General features: G+C 71.5%; 16 protein-coding genes and 1 pseudogene. 14 read left to right on the top strand and 3 right to left on the bottom strand.

All coding sequences use genetic code 11. The features are described 5' to 3' along the window. Positions 1-59: 59 nt before the first annotated feature. Both mptB and ACIOKD_RS21025 read left to right on the top strand, forming a co-directional pair. Positions 60-1,466, top strand: coding sequence for a polyprenol phosphomannose-dependent alpha 1,6 mannosyltransferase MptB (gene mptB, locus ACIOKD_RS21030; protein WP_402085999.1), 1,407 nt, complete (start codon positions 60-62; stop codon positions 1,464-1,466). Then, positions 1,463-2,941 (top strand): glycosyltransferase 87 family protein, encoded by a 1,479-nt coding sequence (locus tag ACIOKD_RS21025; protein WP_402085996.1) that lies wholly within the window; start codon positions 1,463-1,465, stop codon positions 2,939-2,941. The genes mptB and ACIOKD_RS21025 overlap by 4 nt, the downstream gene beginning before the upstream one ends. Positions 2,942-3,000: 59 nt before the next feature. Here ACIOKD_RS21025 and ACIOKD_RS21020 read toward each other — a convergent pair. Continuing rightward, positions 3,001-3,621 (bottom strand): annotated as a pseudogene (locus ACIOKD_RS21020) (D-alanyl-D-alanine carboxypeptidase family protein); the annotation flags it as partial. 403 nt (positions 3,622-4,024) lie between these two features. Then, positions 4,025-5,170, bottom strand: a complete 1,146-nt coding sequence (rho, locus tag ACIOKD_RS21015; RefSeq protein ID WP_402085992.1) for a transcription termination factor Rho — start codon at positions 5,168-5,170, stop codon at positions 4,025-4,027. Positions 5,171-5,518: 348 nt separating this feature from the next. Here rho and ACIOKD_RS21010 point away from each other — a divergent pair, with 348 nt between their 5' ends. The 5 genes from ACIOKD_RS21010 to ACIOKD_RS20990 all read left to right on the top strand — a co-directional run bounded on the left by ACIOKD_RS21010 (position 5,519) and on the right by ACIOKD_RS20990 (position 10,065). Further along, complete coding sequence (locus ACIOKD_RS21010) at positions 5,519-6,706, top strand: flavin-dependent monooxygenase (RefSeq protein WP_402085989.1); 1,188 nt, start codon at positions 5,519-5,521, stop codon at positions 6,704-6,706. A gap of 72 nt (positions 6,707-6,778) precedes the next feature. Next, a complete protein-coding gene (locus tag ACIOKD_RS21005; protein WP_402085987.1) occupies positions 6,779-8,035 on the top strand; it encodes a cytochrome P450 in 1,257 nt (418 codons plus the stop codon). A 107-nt stretch (positions 8,036-8,142) separates the two neighbouring features. Further along, a complete protein-coding gene (locus ACIOKD_RS21000) occupies positions 8,143-8,484 on the top strand; it encodes a YciI family protein (protein ID WP_402085985.1) in 342 nt (113 codons plus the stop codon). Continuing rightward, positions 8,481-9,809 carry an RNA polymerase sigma factor gene (locus tag ACIOKD_RS20995; protein WP_402085982.1) on the top strand — a complete coding sequence of 443 codons (1,329 nt, stop codon included), beginning with the start codon at positions 8,481-8,483 and terminating at the stop codon, positions 9,807-9,809. Before ACIOKD_RS21000 ends, ACIOKD_RS20995 begins: the two co-directional genes overlap by 4 nt. Positions 9,810-9,858: 49 nt before the next feature. Then, positions 9,859-10,065 carry a hypothetical protein gene (locus tag ACIOKD_RS20990; RefSeq protein ID WP_402085980.1) on the top strand — a complete coding sequence of 69 codons (207 nt, stop codon included), beginning with the start codon at positions 9,859-9,861 and terminating at the stop codon, positions 10,063-10,065. Positions 10,066-10,085: 20 nt separating this feature from the next. On the opposite strand, the gene ACIOKD_RS20985 is transcribed toward ACIOKD_RS20990, so the two are convergent. Then, on the bottom strand, positions 10,086-11,669 hold the full coding sequence (locus tag ACIOKD_RS20985; RefSeq protein ID WP_402085977.1) for an alpha-amylase family glycosyl hydrolase: 1,584 nt from the start codon (positions 11,667-11,669) through the stop codon (positions 10,086-10,088). Between the two features lie 166 nt (positions 11,670-11,835). Here ACIOKD_RS20985 and ACIOKD_RS20980 point away from each other — a divergent pair, with 166 nt between their 5' ends. The 7 genes from ACIOKD_RS20980 to corA all read left to right on the top strand — a co-directional run bounded on the left by ACIOKD_RS20980 (position 11,836) and on the right by corA (position 19,256). Then, positions 11,836-12,570 (top strand): class I SAM-dependent methyltransferase, encoded by a 735-nt coding sequence (locus ACIOKD_RS20980; RefSeq protein WP_402085974.1) that lies wholly within the window; start codon positions 11,836-11,838, stop codon positions 12,568-12,570. A gap of 322 nt (positions 12,571-12,892) precedes the next feature. Then, a complete protein-coding gene (kdpF, locus tag ACIOKD_RS20975) occupies positions 12,893-12,982 on the top strand; it encodes a K(+)-transporting ATPase subunit F (RefSeq protein ID WP_055544543.1) in 90 nt (29 codons plus the stop codon). A gap of 7 nt (positions 12,983-12,989) precedes the next feature. After that, a complete protein-coding gene (gene kdpA, locus ACIOKD_RS20970; protein WP_402085972.1) occupies positions 12,990-14,654 on the top strand; it encodes a potassium-transporting ATPase subunit KdpA in 1,665 nt (554 codons plus the stop codon). Next, positions 14,651-16,774, top strand: a complete 2,124-nt coding sequence (gene kdpB / locus ACIOKD_RS20965; RefSeq protein WP_402085969.1) for a potassium-transporting ATPase subunit KdpB — start codon at positions 14,651-14,653, stop codon at positions 16,772-16,774. Before kdpA ends, kdpB begins: the two co-directional genes overlap by 4 nt. 34 nt (positions 16,775-16,808) lie before the next feature. Continuing rightward, positions 16,809-17,438: a potassium-transporting ATPase subunit C gene (locus ACIOKD_RS20960; RefSeq protein WP_402086421.1), complete on the top strand. Its 630-nt coding sequence runs from the start codon at positions 16,809-16,811 to the stop codon at positions 17,436-17,438. Between the two features lie 193 nt (positions 17,439-17,631). Then, the gene (locus ACIOKD_RS20955; RefSeq protein ID WP_402085966.1) at positions 17,632-18,045 is read left to right on the top strand and encodes a VOC family protein; all 414 of its coding nucleotides are present in this window, start codon (positions 17,632-17,634) and stop codon (positions 18,043-18,045) included. Positions 18,046-18,173: 128 nt separating this feature from the next. After that, positions 18,174-19,256 carry a magnesium/cobalt transporter CorA gene (corA, locus tag ACIOKD_RS20950; protein ID WP_402085963.1) on the top strand — a complete coding sequence of 361 codons (1,083 nt, stop codon included), beginning with the start codon at positions 18,174-18,176 and terminating at the stop codon, positions 19,254-19,256. Positions 19,257-19,336 lie beyond the last annotated feature (80 nt).

Below are 19,336 nucleotides of genomic sequence, written 5' to 3'. Positions count from 1 at the left end.
CTGCCGCTCCGAGACGGACGCGTCGCTTTCCGGCCACCCCGCATTGACACGCTGACCAAGTGTTGGCCAAGGGTTTCACCGTCGATCTGCGTCGCTGTCAGCTGCTCGGGCTCGCGGGTTCGGTCGTCCTCGCGGCGGGAGGCGGGACGGCCGGCGCCCTGCCCGTCCGGGAGCTGCCGTCGCTCGCGTCCGGACGCGCGGCACTCGGCCTGGTCGGCGTGTACTTCGGTGTCGTTCTGCTCATCGCCGCCTGGGCGCTGCTGGGGCGGGTGGTCCGCGGGCCCGAACCGCCGACTCCGCGTGCGCTGCTGGTCGTCCTCGCCGTGTGGGCGATCCCCCTGCTGCTCGCTCCGCCCCTGTTCAGCCGGGACGTCTACAGCTATCTGGCCCAGGGCGCGATGGTCGACGCGCACATCGACGTGTACACGCACGGACCCGCGATGCTCGGCGGGCCTCTCGCCGACGAGGTGGCGCCGGTGTGGCGGCGGACCGCGACCCCGTACGGGCCCGTCTTCCTCGCTGTCGCCTCCGCGCTGTCGGGCCTGACGCGGGGCGAGGTGCCGGCCGGACTGTTCGCCATGCGGGTCGTGGCGCTGCTCGGCGTGGCGCTGATGGCCGCCGCGCTGCCGAAGCTCGCCCGGCACAGCGGCGCCGACCCCGCCGCCGCGCTGTGGCTGGGCGCGCTCAACCCGCTCGTGCTGCTGCACCTGGTGGCCGGAGCGCACAACGACGCCGTCATGCTCGGCCTGCTCGGCGCCGGACTGGTGGCGGCCCTCGGCCGCCGGCCCGTCCTGGGCGCCGTCCTCGTCACCCTGGCCGCACTGGTCAAGGCCCCGGCCGTCCTGGGCCTGGCGGCTCTCATCGCACTCCAGCCACGCGCCGGACGGGGCATGGCGCGGTCCATCGTCACGACCACGGCCGCCGCACTCGCCACCACCGTCGCCGCGACCGCCGCGGCCGGTACGGGGTACGGCTGGATCGCCGCACTGAAGACACCCGTGTCCCCGCACAACTGGTCGCCCACCAGCCTCCTCGGCCGCGCCACCGGCGACATCCTCCAAAGCCTCGGCAGCGATCTCGCCCCGTACGCGCTGCCCGCCTGGCACGCCCTCGGCCTCGTACTCACCGGTGTCGTCATCGTCGGCATCTGGCTGCGCCGCCCTCGCGCGTGCCCCGTCTACGCGCTGGGCCTCAGCCTGGCGACGGTGGCCGTGCTAGGCCCGGCCGTTCGGCCCTGGTACGCGCTGTGGGGCCTGTTCCTCATCGCCGCGGCGGCGCCCAGCGGGTCCGTACGCCACCGGGTGGCCGCCGTGACCGGAGCGCTCGCCCTCGCCGTCCTGCCCAGCGGGGGGCCGCCCGACACCGAGCAGCTGGCCCTCGCGGTGTCGGGCGGGACGCTCGCGCTGGTCGTCCTCTGGCAGGCGCACCAGACATCGAGCGCTCCCGTCCTGGGGCGGACGGCATGAGGCTGCCCCGCACCGACCGGGGGCGTCTGCTGTTCGTCCTCGCCCTGGCCACCGCCGTGACCGTCTTCACCGCGACCGTGCCGCTCCTGCGGGACTGGTTCGACCTGCGCGTCTACCACGGAGCCGTCGACACCTGGATCCACCACGGCGGCCACCTCTACGACTACCGGGTGCCGGGGACGACGTACGGCTTCACGTATCCGCCGTTCGCGGCGGTCGGCATGCTGCCGATGGCCCTGCTCGGACTGCACGCCGCGATCGCCGTCGGCCTGTTGCTCAACCTCGCCGCGACCGCCTTCGTCCTGCACACCCTGTACGTGCTGACCGGACGCCGGCTGCGCCGGTACGGCCTGTTCGGGCTCGCGGTGGGCGTCTGTCTGCTCGCCCTGCTCGAACCGGTGCGCGACACCTTCAGCTTCGGCCAGGTCAACCTCCTGCTGCTGGCCCTCGTCCTCGCCGACGCCCGGCTGATCGCGAACGGACGGAGCCGCTGGGCGGGCATCGGGATCGGTCTCGCCGCGGCGGTCAAACTCACGCCCGCGATCTTCATCGTCCTGCTGCTGCTCGCCCGGCGCCCGCGCGCGGCGGCCACCGCCACGGGGGTCGCGGCGGCCGCCACCGCGTTCGCGGCCCTGGTCGCGCCGGACGCCTCCCGCTTCTACTGGACCGACGCGGTCTGGGACACGTCCCGTATCGGCCGTCTCGCCTACGTCTCCAACCAGTCGCTGCAAGGAGTGCTGGCCCGTCTCGCCGACCCCGCCGAGCCGAGCCGCGCCGTCTGGGCACTGCTGGCGCTCGCCGTCCTCGGGGTATGGGTGTGGCGGGCGCGCCGGGCCCTCGCCACGGGGGACGTCCTCGGCGCCTTCGCCCTCACCGGACTCGCCGCCTGCCTCGTCAGCCCCGTCACCTGGGTGCACCACCTCGTCTGGCTGCTGCCCTCGCTGGTGATCCTCGCCGAGGAGGGCCTGCGCCAGCGGCGCGGACGGCTGCTGTGGCTCGCGTCGGGCCTGTACGGCCTGCTGTGCAGCAGCGTCGTGTGGCTGTGGTTCGACGACGCGTCGGGCATCGGCGGCTTCGTCGGCGGCAACGCGTACGTGTGGATCACCTTGGGGCTGCTGCTCGGGCTGCCCGTCGGTCAGCGCGGGGCGGCGGAGCGCCGGCCGTGGAGGCGCAGGGCCAGTGCCACGGCACCCGCGCCGAGAACGGCGGCGCCCGCGAGCGTCCCCGCCGTCATCAGCCGGCCACCGGGACCGCCGGAGTCGTCGGCGGCCGTGCCGGCGGGCGCCGAAGGGCCGGCCGGCGGGGCGGCGGCCGGACCGGGTCCTGACCGCGCCCCGGCCGTCGGACCCGCGGTGTCCCGCGACACGGGACGAGGCAGGAGCGATCCGACCGGCTCGACCCGGCCGGTGGCCCCGAAACCCCAGTCGAGCAGGGAGCGCGCCTCCTCGTACACGGCGAACCGGCCGCCCTCCTGAGGGTCCATCACGGTGACGACGAGGGTGTGCCCGCCCCGGCGCGCGGCGGTGACGAGCGTGCTGCCCGCCTGGGAGGTGGACCCGTTCTTGATGCCGATGAGCCCCGGATAGGGCGCGACCCCGTCGGCACCCGAGAGCAGCCGGTTGGTGTTCTCGATCTCGTACGCCCAGCCGTCGCCGGGAAACTTCGCGCGGACGGTGGCGCAGTAGCGGACGAAGTCCGTGTTGCGCAGGCCCGCGCGTCCGAAGACGGCCAGGTCGTACGCGGACGACACCTGCCCGGGCATGTCGTAGCCGTCGGGCGAGACGACCCGGGTGTCACGGGCGCCCAGGGACTCCGCCTTGGCCTGCATCTGGGCGGCCGTGGCGCGCCAGCCGCCGTTCATCTCGGCGAGTACGTGGACGGCGTCGTTGCCGGAGTTGAGAAATACGCCCCGCCACAGGTCGGACGCCCGGTAGGTACGTCCCGCGCGGACTCCGACCAGGCTGCTGCCGGGGCCGATGCCGGCCAGGTCCGCCTCGGTGACGGTGTGCCGGACCGCGGAGGGCAGCGCCGGGAGCACGGTCACCGCGAAGAGCGTCTTCAACGTGCTGGCGGGCGGCAGTCGGAGGTGTGCGTTGTGTGCCGCGAGTACGTCGCCGGTGTCGGCGTCGGCCACCAGCCATGACCGGGCGGACATCTCCTGCGGCACGGCGGGCGCTCCTGCCCGGAGCCGGACCTGTGTCCCGGGACGGTCCAACGACGAGGGCGGCAAGGACCTCGGGGGAGGCGCGGGCGGGGGATTGGCGGTGCTCGGCGTGGGCCCGGTGTGTGCGCCGCCCGTCCCGACGCGGGGCCCGGTGACGTCCGTGTGCGCCCCGCCGAGGGCCGCGACCGGTCCCGGCACGAGGGCGAGCGCCCCGACGACGCAGAGGGCGGAGCAGGAGACGGCCGTGCGGGCAGGGAGTCCGATGGTCATACCGCAAACGTAGGAACGCGCAGGTCGCCAGGCGAACCGCCTCGGCCGAACGGAGCTGCCGAACACCCGGATGCCGCAGCGGACGCCGACGCGCGGCTCGTGTGCCCGGCTGCCTAGGGCAGCCCTAGTGGCTGCCCGGCACCGTCTGCTGGACCTGCCGGAGAAAGGTCGCGTTGTTCGGGGTCTGCCGCATCCGCTCCAGCAGGGTCTCCAGGCCGGCCTGGCCGTCACCGCGCGAGTGCAGGGCGCGCCGCAGGCCTCGTACGGCTGTCAACTCGGCGGCCGGGATGAGGAGTTCCTCGCGGCGGGTACCGGAAGGGGTGATGTCGACGGCGGGGAAGACACGGCGGGACGCGAGGGTGCGGTCCAGTCGGAGCTCCATGTTGCCGGTGCTCTTGAGCTCCTCGAAGTAGTAGTCGTCGGCGCGGGAGCCGGTGTCCACGAGAGCCGTGGCGATGATCGTGAGCGAGCCGCCCTCCTCGGTGAGCCGCGCGGCGCCGAAGAGCCGCTTGGGCCCCTGGAGCGACGCCGCGTCGACACCGCCGCTGAGGGTACGGCCACCCACGGCGGCCGCGTTGTTGTGCGCCCGGCACAGCCGGGTGAGCGAGTCGAGCAGGATCACGACGTCCTGGCCCGCCTCGACGAGCCGCTTGGCCCGCTCGACGGCCAGCTCGGCCAGTGCGATGTGCTGCTTGGGGCTCTGGTCGAAGGTGGAGGCGAACACCTCGCCGCGTACGGACCTGCGCATGTCGGTCACCTCCTCGGGACGCTCGTCGAGGAGCACCACCATCAGATGGGCCTCCGGGTGGTTGCCGGCCACGGCGGCGGCCAGCTGCTGGAGCAGCACGGTCTTGCCGGTCCTGGGCGGGGCGACGATCAGGCCGCGCTGGCCCTTGCCGATCGGCGCGACCAGGTCGACGAGGCGGGTGGTCAGACCGCCCGCGGGATGTTCGAGACGCAGCCGCTCACGCGGGTGCAGCGGGGTCAGATCACGGAAGTGCGGACGGCCGCGTGCCTCGTCGGCGGGGCGGCCGTTGATCCGCTCGATCTCGGTGAGAGCGCGCTGCCGGCCTCGTAGGCCTTCGACGCGGTCGCCCTTGCGCAGGCCGTATCGGCGGATCAGAGCGGTGGAGACCTGAAGGTCGGCTGCTTGGGGGAGCAGGTTCTCGGCGCGCAGGTGGCCCTGCCCGTTCGAGGTGATGTCGAGTACGCCGGTGGCCTGCTCCTGGTCTGTGACAGGGGTGGGCGGGCGTTCGAGTGTGGTGGTCATGAGGGGTGTCCTTTCGCGGACGGAGTCAAGTTTCTGGATGGGGCATGCGATGGGGGAGAGGCCGGAGCAGGGGCGGTGACTGCACGCCCTGCACGGCGGAACGCGTCACTTCTCTCCACCGCGTACCGCTGACGAACGCGGTACGGAGAGAGGTGCTGCGAAGAAGATGCTGCGCGCCGGTCGGGAATCGACGGACGGACCAGCGGGAGGAGAGGAGATCGGCACCGGCGCCTGAAGCAGGCGTACACAAGTGCTGATGGCACTGTAGCACCATCTCGTTCGGCGGCGCCGGAGTGGCCGGATCCCGGGGCGTTGACACAGGGGGTGCCGCGCGCCACGGTGGTCGGCATGGTCGATGCCGGGATCGTCGAACGGATACGGGAACTACGACCGCTGATCAGGGAGAACGCGCTGCGGGCCGAGCGCGACCGGCGAGTGCCGGACGAGGTCGTCGCCGCGCTGAGCGGCACCGGAGTGCACCGGATGAACGTCCCCGCGCGGTACGGCGGTTACCAGACCCCGCTGCACACCCAGGTCGACGCCTTCGCCGAGATCGCCCTCGAATGCGCTTCCACGGCATGGGTGACACTCAGTCACGCGGGAGTCTCGTACATCGCGGCACTCTTCCCCGACGAGGCACAGGACGACTTCTTCACCGGACCGGCAGGCCCTGATGTCAGGATCGGCGGCACGCTCGTCCCCGGCGCCACGGCGGTGCCGTACGACGGGGGCTATCGGGTGGACGGCGCCTCGGGCTTCGCCACCGGCTGTCATCACGCGGACTGGCATCTGCTGACGGCCGCGGTCGTCCCGGCCGACGGACGGCCCCGGGAGGGACCGCCGGAGATGCTGTGGGTCGCGGTGCCGATGTCCGAGCTGGAGATCCTGGACGACTGGGACACCACAGGTCTCGCCGGTACCGGCAGCAACACGGTCGTGGCCCGGAACATTCCCGTCCCCGCACACCGGGTGCTCCCGGTCGGGTCGATGCTCGCCGGGCGGACCCCGTCGAAGACCAACGCGGACGCCCCCTTCTACCGCATGCCCGTGCTGCTGCTGTTCTGCGCCTGGACGGCGTCGGCGGCGCTGGGTCTGGGGCGGGCGGCGCTGACGGAGTTCGACGGGCGCGTCCACCGGCGCGGCATCACGTACACCTTCCACGAGCGGCAGAACGAGGCCACCGTCACCCATCTCCAGTTCGGCGAGGCCCGGATGAGGATCTCCGCCGCCGAGCTGGTGGCTGCCCGGCTGATCGCCGAGATCGAGACCAAGGCCCATGACGGCGATGCGTACACCCCGCGGGAGAGGGCCAGGATGCGCGCCGAGTGCGGCTATCTCGCCCGTCTCTGCAAGGAGGCCGTCGATCTGCTCGCCTCGGCCGCCGGCGCCTCCTCCCTCCAGCGGTCCGTGCCACTGCAGCGCATCGCCCGCGACATCAACGCCCTGTGTCTGCACTCCTTCGTCAACCCCGCCACCAACCTGGAGATCTACGGCCGCGTACTCTCGGGCGTCGACCCGGGCACCCCTTTCCTGTGACGGCCTCCGACTGCCGTCGACCGCAGTCAGGAGATCGCGTTGGACAGCACGGCAGCCGAACCGTCGAACCGAGTGTCAGGACCATCCGATACGTCCCGTCCGTCCGGCCCGCCGCACCGGCTCGACCCCGCCGGCGGCTGCCCGCACGCCGACAACGCGCGCCTTCTGGCACGTGGAGCCGTGGCGTCGGTCGTCCTGCCCGGCGGGGTGGACGGCATGGCGGTCCTGGGGCACGAGGCGCTGAAGGAGTTCCTCGCCCACCCTCAAGTCGCAAAGAACGCAGGGCACTTCACCGCGCTGCGGGAGGGCCGCATCGCCCCCGGCTGGCCCCTCGCCACCTTCGCGACGGTACGGGGCATGACGACCGCGGACGGCGACGACCACCGGCGGCTGCGCTCACTGGTCAGCAAGGCGTTCACCGTCCGACGGGTCGAAGAACTGCGCCCGCGCATCGAGCAGTTGACCGCGGGACTGCTCGACGACCTGGAGCGCGCGGCCCGGGACGGCGGGGGAGTCGCCGATCTGCGCGCGCACTTCGCGATGCCCCTGCCGATGGGCGTCATCGGTGAACTGCTGGGCGTGGACGCCGAGTTCCGCGACCGGCTCCACCACCTCTCGAACCAGGTGGTCGCCACCGGCATCGGCCCCGAGCGTGCGCTGGCCGCCAACCGGGAACTGCTGGCCGTCCTCGGCGCGGTCGTCGAGGCCAGGACCGAGCGGCCGGGCGACGACCTCACCAGCGCGCTCATCGCCGCCCGCGACGAGGGCGGCGACCGGCTCGCCCACGAGGAACTCCTCGGCACCCTGGTCCTGATGATCATCGCCGGGCACGAGACCACACTGAACCTCATCACCAACGCCGTACGCGCCCTGTGCGGCCACCGTGACCAGCTGGCACGGGTCGTGCGGGGCGAGGCGAGCTGGGCCGACGCGGTCGAGGAGACCCTGCGCTGGGACGCGCCGGTCAGCTACTTCCCCTTCCGCTACCCGGTCGGCGACCTGACCGTGGACGGGACCGTCATACCCGGGGGCACACCCGTCCTCGCCGGTTACTCGGCCGCGGGCCGTGACCGGGCCGCGCACGGCCCCGACGCCGACCTCTTCGACGTCACCAGGCCCGCCCGGCCCGGCGCCGCCCGGCATCTGTCCCTCGGCCACGGCGCCCATTACTGCCTGGGCGCCCCGCTGGCCCGGACGGAGTCCGCCATCGCCCTGGAGCGCCTGTTCACGCGCTTCCCCCGCCTCGACCTCGCGGTGCCCGAGGCGGGCCTCTCCCACGGCGCCAGTTTCGTGGGCAACAGCGTCCGGACACTCCCCGTACGGGTGTGATGTCGGCCCGCCGCAGTCATCACGGGCGATGTGTCGATCCGGCTCGGACCCGTTCGTCGGTGGGGTGCAAGGACAGCTGCATACCAAGATCAGTACCGGGAGGAAACGTGAAGTACGTGATGTTCGTCTGCACGCCCGTCGACGGTGAGGAGCTGAGCCCCGAGGAGATCGCCGACGACCCCCGTTTCACCGCGTACATCGACCACGTGCGCGCCGGCGGCATGGTGAAGGGCGGCGCGCGGCTGCGGCCGGCCGCCGACGCCACCACCGTCCGCGTCCAGGGCGACGAGGTACTGCTCAGCGACGGCCCGTTCGCGGAGTCCAAGGAGTACATCGCGGGCTTCGACATCATCGAGGTCGCCGACCTCGACGAGGCCGTCGCGCTCGCCTCCCGCCATCCGGCCGCGCTGGGCGGGGGATCGGTGGAAGTGCGGCCGATCTGGGAATGAACGACGGCGAAGAGGTGGAGGCCGGCAAGGGAGCGGAAGACGGCAAGGGGGCGGGAGACGGCGGAGGGGCGGGCGGCGTCGAGGAGGCCGTCGCCGCCGCCTTCCGCGAGGAATGGGGCCAGGTCGTCGCCACCCTGATCCGGGTGACCGGCGACTGGGACCTCGCCGAGGAGTGCGCGCAGGACGCCTTCGCCCAGGCCCTCGACCGGTGGCGGCGCGACGGAGTGCCGCGCCGCCCCGGCGCCTGGCTGACCACGACCGCGCGCAACCGCGCCATGGACGTGACACGCCGGAGAGCGGTGGGGGCGGCGAAACTGCGGGAGGTCGCGATGCTGGCACGGGACGGGGGACCCGGTGGCCCGCGGGACCCGGACTCCGACGACGACAGCGGAGTGACGGACGACCGGCTGCGGCTGCTCTTCACCTGCTGCCATCCCGCGCTGCCCGTCGAGGCCAGGGTCGCCCTGACCCTGCGCACCCTCGCGGGGCTCACCACACCCGAGATCGCCCACGCCTTCCTCGTCCCCGAGGCGACGATGGCGCAACGCCTCGTCCGGGCCAAGCGGAAGATCCGCAACGCCGGCATCCCGTACCGGGTGCCGCCCGCGCATCTGCTCCCCGAACGCACGACGGGGGTGCTGGGCGTGGTGTACCTGCTGTTCAACGAGGGGTACGCGGCGTCGTCCGGCGCGGACCTGATGCGTACGGACCTCTGTGCGGAGGCCGTCCGGCTGGCCCGGGTGCTGGCCCGCCTCATGCCCGACGAGCCCGAGGTGCTGGGCCTGCTCGCGCTCCTGCTGCTGCACCACGCCCGGCGCGGCACCCGCGTGGACGCGGCCGGAGAGCTGGTCACGCTGGAGGAGCAGGACCGTACGGCGTGGGACCGGGCGGAGATCGACGAGGGCGCCGCCCTGCTGGGGACCGCGTTGCGCCGGGGGCGGCCGGGCCCGTACCAGATCCAGGCGGCCGTCGCGGCCTGCCACACCACCGCGGCCACGGCACAGGACACGGACTGGGCGGACATCGCCGGACTGTACGGCGAGCTGGAACGCCGGGTGCCGTCCGCCGTGGTGCGCCTCAACCGCGCGGTGGCCGTCGGCATGGCCGAGAGCCCCGAGGCCGGACTGGTCCTCGTCGCGGACCTGGAGGAGGCCGGGGAGCTGGCGGGCTACCACCTGCTGCCCGCCACCCGGGCGGACCTTCTGCGGCGTACGGGCCGTCTGGAGGAGGCAGCCGAGGCGTACGGACACGCGCTGGAACTGGTGGAGAACGACGCCGAGCGCCGCTTTCTGCAGAAGCGGCTCGCGGAGTGTCGATCGGGCTAGGGGCGGTTCGTCGGTGGGTCGGAAGCACCCCACCGACCTGGAGGATCCGATGACCACCACCCCCGCCCGGCGTACCGGCAGGCTGCTCGCTCTGCTGTCACCTCGCCGTACACGGGCCGCGCGACCCGCGCGACCCGAACGACTCGCGCGAACCGAACGACTCGCGCCGAAGCCGGCCGCCGGCCTCGGCAAGGGCGACCCCGGCGAGGGCAGCTGCCCGGACATCTGGCTCGCGGCCCTTCGGCTCCTGGGCTGAGAAGCCGCTGGGCCGCTGGGCTACCGGGCCAGCTCGAAGATCCCGTACCCGAACGCCTCCGCGGTGACCGTGCCGCCGTCGGTGACGACACCGCACGCTTCGAGGGCCCGGCCTGGCCGGAGGTCACCGAGCGGGCAACTCGTCGGCTCCTGACGGGGGTTGACGACGACGAGATACCGTCCGCCGCGTACGTGCACGAAGGGGTAGCCCGCGTGCACGACCTCCACCGAGCCCTCCGGGCCGAGTTCGGGGGTGGCGGTGCGCAGGGCGATGAGACGGCGTACGAGGTGGAGGAGGGACGTGTCGTCGGCGCGCTGGGCGGCGACGGTGGGGCGGCCGGGATCGGGGTCGACCGGGAGATAGGGGTGCTCGGACGTCGAGAAGCCGGCGTTCGGGCCGTCGTCCCACTGCATCGGCGTCCGGGAACCGGCGCGGTTGTATGCGGGCCCGAGCACACTGCCCTCCGTGTCGGGGAGTTCCGGGATGTACCGCATGCCGATCTCGTCGCCGTAGTAGATGGCGGGCAGGGTGGGCCAGGTGAGCTGGAAGACGAAGGCGACCGGCAGCTGTTCGGCCGAGCGCGGCCCGCAGTTGAGGCGCGAGAAGTCGTGGTTGGCGGTCGGCAGCGAGATGAAGCCGCTGTCGCCGAGGGCCGTCGACGCCTGCTGCCAGGCCTCGACGAAGGGCCGCGGCGAACCCTTGCCGCTCGGGTCGAAGAAGCAGTCGAGTGGATCCCAGCCGAGGTTGACGGTCCCGGAACCGTTGCTCCACAGCGAGCGCAGTGCGAGGCCGTCCGTGGGACCTCCGAACTGGAGGAAGAAGTCCGTGTGGAACCCCGCCGGGACGGACACCTCCGGCTCGCCCCACTCCGAGAGGATCACCGCGTCCGGGTGCGTACGGTCCAGCCAGTGGCGCAACTCCGTCCAGATCCCGCTCGTCTCCGCCTTGTCCGGGTCGTCCTTGACGAGCGAGGCGGCCATGTCGACGCGGAAGCCCGACAGACCGAGGCCCAGCCAGTGGTCCATGATCGTGCGCAGCGCCTCCCGGTTGGCGCGCGGGCCCTCCGCGTCCACCGGCTGACGCCACGGCTCGGCCGGACTCATGCGTGCGTAACCGAAGTTGAGGGCGGGCTGGAAGGCGAAGAAGTTCGGCAGATACGAACCAGGACGGCTGCCGGGCGAGGGCACGAAACCGTCCGGGCGGCCCTCCGTCGCCCAGATGTAGCGATGGTCGTCGGGATCGTTCGCCGACGCGGTGAACCACGGGTGCCGGTCGGAGGTGTGTCCCGCGACCAGATCGAGGAGCACGCGGATTCCGCGACCGCGAGCCCGGTCGACGAGCTTGGCGAGGTCGTCGTTCGAGCCGTAGCGCGGGGCCACGTTCAGGTAGTCGCAGACGTCGTACCCGGCGTCCCCGAAGGGCGAGGCGAAGCACGGGTTCAGCCAGACGGTGTTCACCCCGAGCCAGGCCAGATGGTCCAGCCGCTCGCAGATGCCGTCGAAGTCGCCGATCCCGTCGCCGTTCGAGTCCGCGAAGGACTGCGGGTAGATCTGGTAGAAGACCGCGTCGGCCAGCCAGGCGGGTGCGGGGCGAAAGGAGCTCATGGGGCAGGTACAGCCTTTCCCTGGGCGGAACGTCCTCGATGTCGAGGGTGACAGTGCCGGGGACCGTCCGAAAGGCCGCGCCTTGGCCATGGCCCGGACGGGAAACCCCCGGGAAGCCCTCGGGAAGCCTTCGGGAAACCCGCGGGAAGCCCTAAGCTGATCGACGATGTTCACCCCTCAGGGCCCCACGTTCCGCGAACTCGCCGTGCAGGCGTTGTCGTCCGTCGAGCACGGCTACGACCTCCTCGCACCGAAGTTCGACCACACCCCGTTCCGTACGCCGGACTCGTTCCTGCGATCCGTCGCGCGGGCCCTGACGGACATGGGCCCGTTCGGAAGCGGGCTCGACCTGTGCTGTGGCACCGGCGCGGGCATGGACGTGCTCGGCACGGTGTGCCGGGAGAGCGTCACCGGCGTCGACATCAGCGCGGGCATGCTCGCCGAGGCGCGACGGCGTGACCGGCCCGGCGGGCCGCCCGCCACCTGGGTGCGCGGCGACGCCCTCGCCCTGCCGTTCGGCCCGGTCTTCGACCTGGTGGTGAGCTTCGGGGCGTTCGGACACTTCCTGCCCCGCGAACTGCCGGGGCTGTTCGCGCAGGTCCACTCGGTGCTCAGGCCCGGCGGCCGGTTCGCCTTCCCGATCACGGCGCCGGCCCGCCCCGGCTCGATGGGCTACTGGGCCATGCTCGGTTTCGACGCGGCGATGAAGGTGCGCAACGCGGTGTGGCGTCCTCCGTTCGTCATGTACTACCGCGAGTTCCGCCTCGGCGACGTGCGGCGGGAACTGGCCCGCGCGGGCTTCACCGTCGAGCTGCACGCCCTGCCCGAGTTCGGCCGCAGGGACGACGGCAGCCCGCGCTGCCGGATGGTGGTGGCCACGAGGCCCGGACCAGTGGTTTAGCCACTCCGGGTGCACTCCGGGGCGCTCCGGGTCCGTTCCGGGCCCCCCGATTCACAGCGGTGCGTCGCATCGGCGTATGAGATCCGTCAAGAGCGCGCGGAACGGCGTCAGGGAGCCGTCAACGTGCGCCGCGAGCGGCTCCGCCGGATGTTTGCTCTGAAGGTCAAGGCGGTCGGCCGGGGCACTGGTGCGGTCCGCCAGGGCACCGGCACCGCGTCCGGAACCTCATCCAGGAGCTCACGATGGCCGATGTGGCCTTCGTCGTCACCACGATCGCGGTCTTCGCGCTGGTGGCCCTCGTCGCCAAGGGGGTGACGAAGCTGTGACCGCCGAGAACATTGTCGGCCTGATCGTGGCCGTCGCCCTGCTGGGCTATCTCGTCCTCGCCCTTGTGTTCCCCGAGAGGTTCTGAGCACAACATGAGCCCCGTACTCGCCGGCATTCTGCAACTGCTGGCACTCATAGCGGCGCTGGCACTCGTCCACCGCCCCCTCGGCGACCACATGGCCCGGGTCTACTCCTCGGACCGGCATCTGCGCGTCGAGAAGTGGATCTACAAGGGCATCTGCGCCGACCCGGACACCGGGATGCGCTGGCCCGCGTATCTGCGCGGAGTCCTCGCCTTCTCCGCCGCCGGTGTGCTCTTCCTGTACCTGCTGCAGCGCCTGCAGGGCGTCCTGCCCGGTTCGCTCGGCTTCTCCTCGATCGATCCGGACCAGGCGTTCAACACCGCCGTCTCCTTCGTCACGAACACCAACTGGCAGTCGTACTACGGCGAACAGGCCATGGGCCACGTAGTGCAGACCGCCGGTCTGGCCGTGCAGAACTTCGTCTCCGCGGCCGTCGGCATCGCGGTCGCCGTCGCCCTCGTACGAGGCTTCGCGCGCTCCCGCGACGGCGACCTCGGCAACTTCTGGGCGGACCTCGTCCGCGGGGTCGTCCGCATCCTGATACCGCTGTCCGTGGTCGCCGCGATCGTCCTGGTCGCCTGCGGAGTGATCCAGAACTTCTCCGGCATCCACGAGGTCGGTCAGTTCTCTGGCGGCTCGCAGCAGTGGAACGGCGGCGCGGTCGCCTCCCAGGAGGCCATCAAGGAACTCGGCACCAACGGCGGCGGCTACTTCAACGCCAACAGCGCCCACCCCTTCGAGAACCCCACGCCCTTCTCGAACCTCTTCGAGATCTTCCTGCTCCTGGTCGTTCCGTTCTCGCTGACCCGCACCTTCGGCCGGATGGTCGGCAGCCTGAAGCAGGGCTACGCGATCCTCGCCACCATGGCCACCATCTGGGTCGGCTTCGTCGCCCTGATGATGTGGACCGAGTTCGCCCACCACGGCCCCGCGTTCGACCTCGCGGGCGGCGCACTGGAGGGCAAGGAGACCCGCTTCGGGGTAGGTGCCTCGTCGATCTTCGCGGTGTCCACGACCCTGACCTCGACCGGCGCGGTGAACTCCTTCCACTCCTCGTTCACGGGCCTCGGCGGCGGCATCACGATGCTGGGCATGCAGCTCGGCGAGATCGCGCCCGGCGGCACCGGCTCCGGCCTCTACGGCATGCTGATCATGGCGATCATCGCGGTGTTCATCGCCGGCCTGATGGTCGGCCGTACGCCCGAGTACCTGGGCAAGAAGATCGGCATCCGCGAGATCAAGTTCGCGGCCCTGTACATCCTCATCACCCCGGCCCTGGTGCTCGTCCTCACCGCCGCGGCCATGGCCCTGCCGACCCCCGGCAACTCGATGACCAACACCGGGGCGCACGGCTTCTCCGAGATCCTGTACGCCTACACGTCCGCCGCCAACAACAACGGCTCGGCCTTCGCGGGTCTGAACGCGGACACCCAGTGGTTCAACACCACCCTGGGTCTGGCGATGCTGCTCGGCCGGTTCCTGCCCATGGTGTTCGTCCTCGCGCTGGCCGGTTCGCTCGCCGGACAGAAGCCCGTACCGGCGACCGCGGGAACCCTGCGCACGGACAAACCGCTGTTCACCGGACTGCTGCTGGGCGCGATCCTCATCATCACCGGTCTCACGTATTTCCCCGCGCTCGCGCTGGGTCCGCTGGCGGAGGGGCTGGCATCATGACGACACACATACACACCGATACCGACACCGACAGCGACCCCGGTGCCGACACCGGCGCACGGGCCGGGCGCAGAGTCGGTGAAGGCCGGGTCGGCGTGGGTCTCTTCGACCCGAAGCAGCTGGTCAAATCGCTGCCGGACGCCTTCCGCAAGCTCGACCCGCGGGTGATGGTCAGGTCCCCCGTGATGTTCGTGGTGCTGGTCGGCTCGGTCCTGACGACGGTCTTCTCGTTCAAGGACCCGGGCGACTGGTTCGGCTGGACGATCAGCGCCTGGCTCTGGCTGACGGTCGTCTTCGCCAACCTGGCGGAGGCGGTGGCGGAGGGCCGCGGCAAGGCGCAGGCGGACACCCTGCGCAAGGCCAAGGCCGACACGGTCGCACGCCGGCTGTCCAAGGACGGCGCCTGCGAGGAACAGGTGGCCGGCACCGGGCTGCGCATCGGCGACCGGGTCGTCTGCGAGGCCGGCGACATCATCCCCGGTGACGGTGACGTCGTCGAGGGCGTGGCGTCCGTGGACGAGTCGGCGATCACGGGCGAGTCGGCCCCGGTCATCCGGGAGTCCGGCGGCGACCGCTCGGCCGTCACCGGCGGTACGAGGGTGCTGTCCGACCGCATCGTCGTCAAGATCACCACGAAGCCCGGCGAGACCTTCGTCGACCGCATGATCAACCTGGTCGAGGGCGCCGCCCGGCAGAAGACGCCCAACGAGATCGCGCTGAACATCCTGCTGGCCTCGCTGACGATCGTCTTCCTGCTCGCGGTGGCCACGCTGCCGCCGTTCGCGGACTACGCGGGCACGCACCTCACGATGGTCGTGCTGGTGGCCCTGCTCGTCTGCCTGATCCCGACCACGATCGGCGCACTGCTGTCCGCGATCGGCATCGCGGGCATGGACCGACTGGTGCAGCGCAACGTCCTGGCCATGTCCGGCCGGGCGGTCGAGGCCGCCGGTGACGTGTCCACGCTGCTCCTCGACAAGACGGGCACCATCACGCTCGGCAACCGGCAGGCCGCCGAGTTCGTGCCCGTCGCCGGGGCCACCGAGGCCCAACTGGCCGACGCCGCCCAGCTCTCCTCGCTGGCCGACGAGACCCCCGAGGGCCGTTCCGTCGTCATCCTGGCGAAGGAGCGGTACGGGCTGCGCGAGCGCCACCAGGGCGAACTGGCGCACGCCGAGTGGATCACCTTCACCGCCCGGACCCGGATGTCCGGGGTCGACGTCGACGGACGCATGGTCCGCAAGGGAGCGGCCGGCTCGGTCGTCACCTGGGTGAAGGAGCGGGGAGGCACGGTCACCGAGGACGTGGCGAGCCGGGCCGACCGGATCTCCGAGGCGGGCGGCACCCCGCTGCTCGTGGCCGTCGACGACGCCGAGGGCGCCCGTGTGCTGGGTGTCATCCACCTCAAGGACGTCGTCAAGGACGGGATGCGCGAGCGGTTCGACGAACTGCGCCGCATGGGCATCAGGACCGTCATGATCACCGGCGACAACCCGCTCACGGCCAGGGCCATCGCCGAGGAGGCGGGCGTCGACGACTTCCTCGCGGAGGCCACTCCCGAGGACAAGATGGCGCTCATCAGGCGTGAGCAGGCCGGCGGCAAGCTCGTCGCGATGACGGGCGACGGTACGAACGACGCGCCGGCGCTGGCCCAGGCGGACGTGGGGGTGGCCATGAACACGGGCACCTCGGCCGCCAAGGAGGCCGGGAACATGGTCGACCTCGACTCCGACCCGACCAAGCTCATCGAGATCGTCGAGATCGGCAAGCAACTCCTCATCACGCGGGGCGCGCTGACGACGTTCTCCATCGCCAACGACGTCGCCAAGTACTTCGCGATCATCCCGGCGCTGTTCGCGGCGGTCTACCCGGGGCTGGACAAGCTGAACATCATGCGGCTGTCCTCGCCGGACTCCGCGATCCTCTCCGCGGTGATCTTCAACGCGCTGGTCATCATCGCCCTGGTGCCGCTCGCCCTGCGCGGAGTGCGGTACCGGCCGGTGAGCGCCGACAAGCTGCTGCGGCGCAACCTCGGCGTCTACGGCCTGGGCGGACTGGTCGCGCCCTTCATCGGCATCAAGATCATCGATCTGCTCCTCTCCCTCGTCCCCGGGCTGTAGCTCCCCGACCCTTCCCGAAAGCGTGCTGATCGTCATGAACAACTCGGTCACGAACACCGCCCGGCTGCTGGGCGCGGGTCTGCGTGCCCTGCTGGTCCTCACCGTGGTCTGCGGGGTGCTCTACCCCCTCGCCGTGACGGGCGTCGCCCAGGCGCTCTTCCCCACGAAGGCGAACGGGTCGGAGATCACCTCGGGCGGCAGGGTCGTCGGCTCCTCGCTGATCGGCCAGCAGGGCTACGGCCTCGACTACTTCCAGCCCCGGCCCGCAGGCGGCCTGGGCGAGAACTCGGTCAACACCCAGTACAAGCTGATCCTCTCGGGTGCCACCAACCGCTCCGGCGACAACGCCGATCTGATCACATGGGTGAAGGAGGCCAAGGCCGAGGTCGTCAAGGACAACTCGACGGCCGGTTACCAGGTCAGGCCGTCCCAGGTCCCCGCCGACGCGGTGACGTCCTCCGGATCCGGCCTCGACCCGGACATCTCCCCGGCGTACGCAGACCTCCAGGTGCACCGGGTCGCCGAGCGGAACGGCCTGTCCGTGGCCCGGGTGCGGGCACTCGTGGACCGGCACACCGACGGCCGCACGCTCGGCTTCATGGGCGAGCCCCGGGTGAACGTCCTCGAACTCAACACCGCGCTCAAGGACCTGACCAAGGACTGACGCCGGGGTGACCGGGGCCGGGGACGGCAGAGTCCGGTGACGAAGGGGGCCGGTGACGACGGAGGCCAGGGGCGTCCTGGGCCGGGGGAGTCCGCGGCGGCCGGGAGGGGCCGATCGCCTGGTCGGGCCGTTGTCAGTGGCCCGAGCTAGTCTGCGGACACCTGCTCGTTCGGTCCGATCCGGGAGGTTTTCCATGGCTTCACGTCTCAACCCCTACATCAGCTTCGACGGCGACGCCCGGCCGGCGATGGAGTTCTACAAGGAGGTCTTCGGCGGCACGCTGGTGCTGAACACCTTCGGGGAGGCCGGTTCGCCGGGCATCCCGGAGTCCGACCAGATCATGCACGGCATGCTGGAGACCCCGAGCGGCTTCACCCTGATGGGAGCCGACACCCCGCCGGGCATGGAGTACACGCCGGGCGGCAACTTCTCGGTGAGCCTGAGCGGCGACGACGAGAGCGAGCTGCGCGGCTACTGGGAGAAGCTGTCCGCCGGGGGCACGGTCTCCGTCCCGCTGGAGAAACAGATGTGGGGCGACGTCTTCGGGATGTGTACGGACCGGTTCGGCATTCCCTGGATGGTCAACATCGGCCAGGCACAGGAATAGCGGCAAGTCCTGGGAGGAGGCGGCCCCGCGGGGCCGCCCACCCCCCATCGCGCCGGGCACCTGTGGGCGAAGCGGCCGCGGACCGGTGGCACACTGACCCGGTCACCGAAGGAGCCCAGTCAGTGCCCATGATCCACAACGTCAGCAGAGTGGTCCGCCGCGCCTATCGCCGCACGGTGGACCTCAGCCATCCCGCCCGTTCCCCACTCGGCAGCGCGGTGGAGAACTGCGTGGTCTACCACGAGGGCGGACGGCAGCCCGGCGACTGGGCGCCGGGCGAGGCGATCCGCCGGACCCGTGAGGGCCGGGACGGCTTCGTCTGGATCGGACTCCACGAACCCACCGAGGAGGAGTTCGCCGACCTCGCCAGGCTGTTCGGCCTGCATCCGCTGGCCGTCGAGGACGCGATCCACGCGCATCAGCGGCCGAAGGTCGAGCGGTACGACGACACGCTCTTCGCCGTCTTCAAGACCGTCCGGTACGTCGAGCACGAGCAGCTCACCGCGACCAGCGAGGTCGTGGACACCGGCGAGGTGATGGTCTTCGTCGGCCGGGACTTCGTGATCACCATCCGGCACGGCAGCCACGGCTCTCTCGGTCCGCTCCGGGAAGCCCTGGAAAGCCTGCCCGACCAGCTCCAGAAAGGGCCCTCGGCGGTCCTGCACGCCATCGCGGACCAGGTGGTCGACGACTACCTCGACGTCACGGACGCCGTACAGAACGACATAGAGGCCGTCGAGACCGCGGTCTTCGCCGAGCGCACCGCCCGTGGCGACGCCGGCCAGATCTACCAGCTCAAGCGCGAGCTCCTCGAACTCAAGCGCGCGGTGGTGCCGCTGCACCGGCCCCTGCAGATCCTCGCCCACGAACCGCCGGCCGCCGTGTCCGCGGAGATACAGCCGTACTTCCGTGACGTGGCCGACCACCTGGCCCGTGCCACCGAGCAGATCAACGCCTTCGACGGGCTGCTCGACTCGATCCTCCAGGCGCATGTGGCCCAGGTGACGGTCGCCCAGAACGAGGACATGCGCAAGATCACGGCCTGGGCCGCCATCGTCGCCGTACCGACCATGATCTGCGGCGTCTACGGCATGAACTTCGACCACATGCCGGAACTGCACTCGACGTACGGTTATCCGCTGGCCCTCGGTGTCATCGCCACCCTCTGCCTCGGCATCCACCGGGGGTTCCGGCGCAACGGCTGGCTCTGAGAGCGGCCACCGGGGGGCGGGAGGCACTACGGGATGCCCGCCGGTGCGGCGGACATCCCGACGTCGACAGCCCGACTCGG

The organism is Streptomyces sp. NPDC087844 (assembly GCF_044742785.1).
In the GTDB taxonomy this organism is placed as follows: Bacteria; Actinomycetota; Actinomycetes; order Streptomycetales; family Streptomycetaceae; genus Streptomyces.
This window is presented reverse-complemented; position numbering and strand designations above follow the sequence as displayed.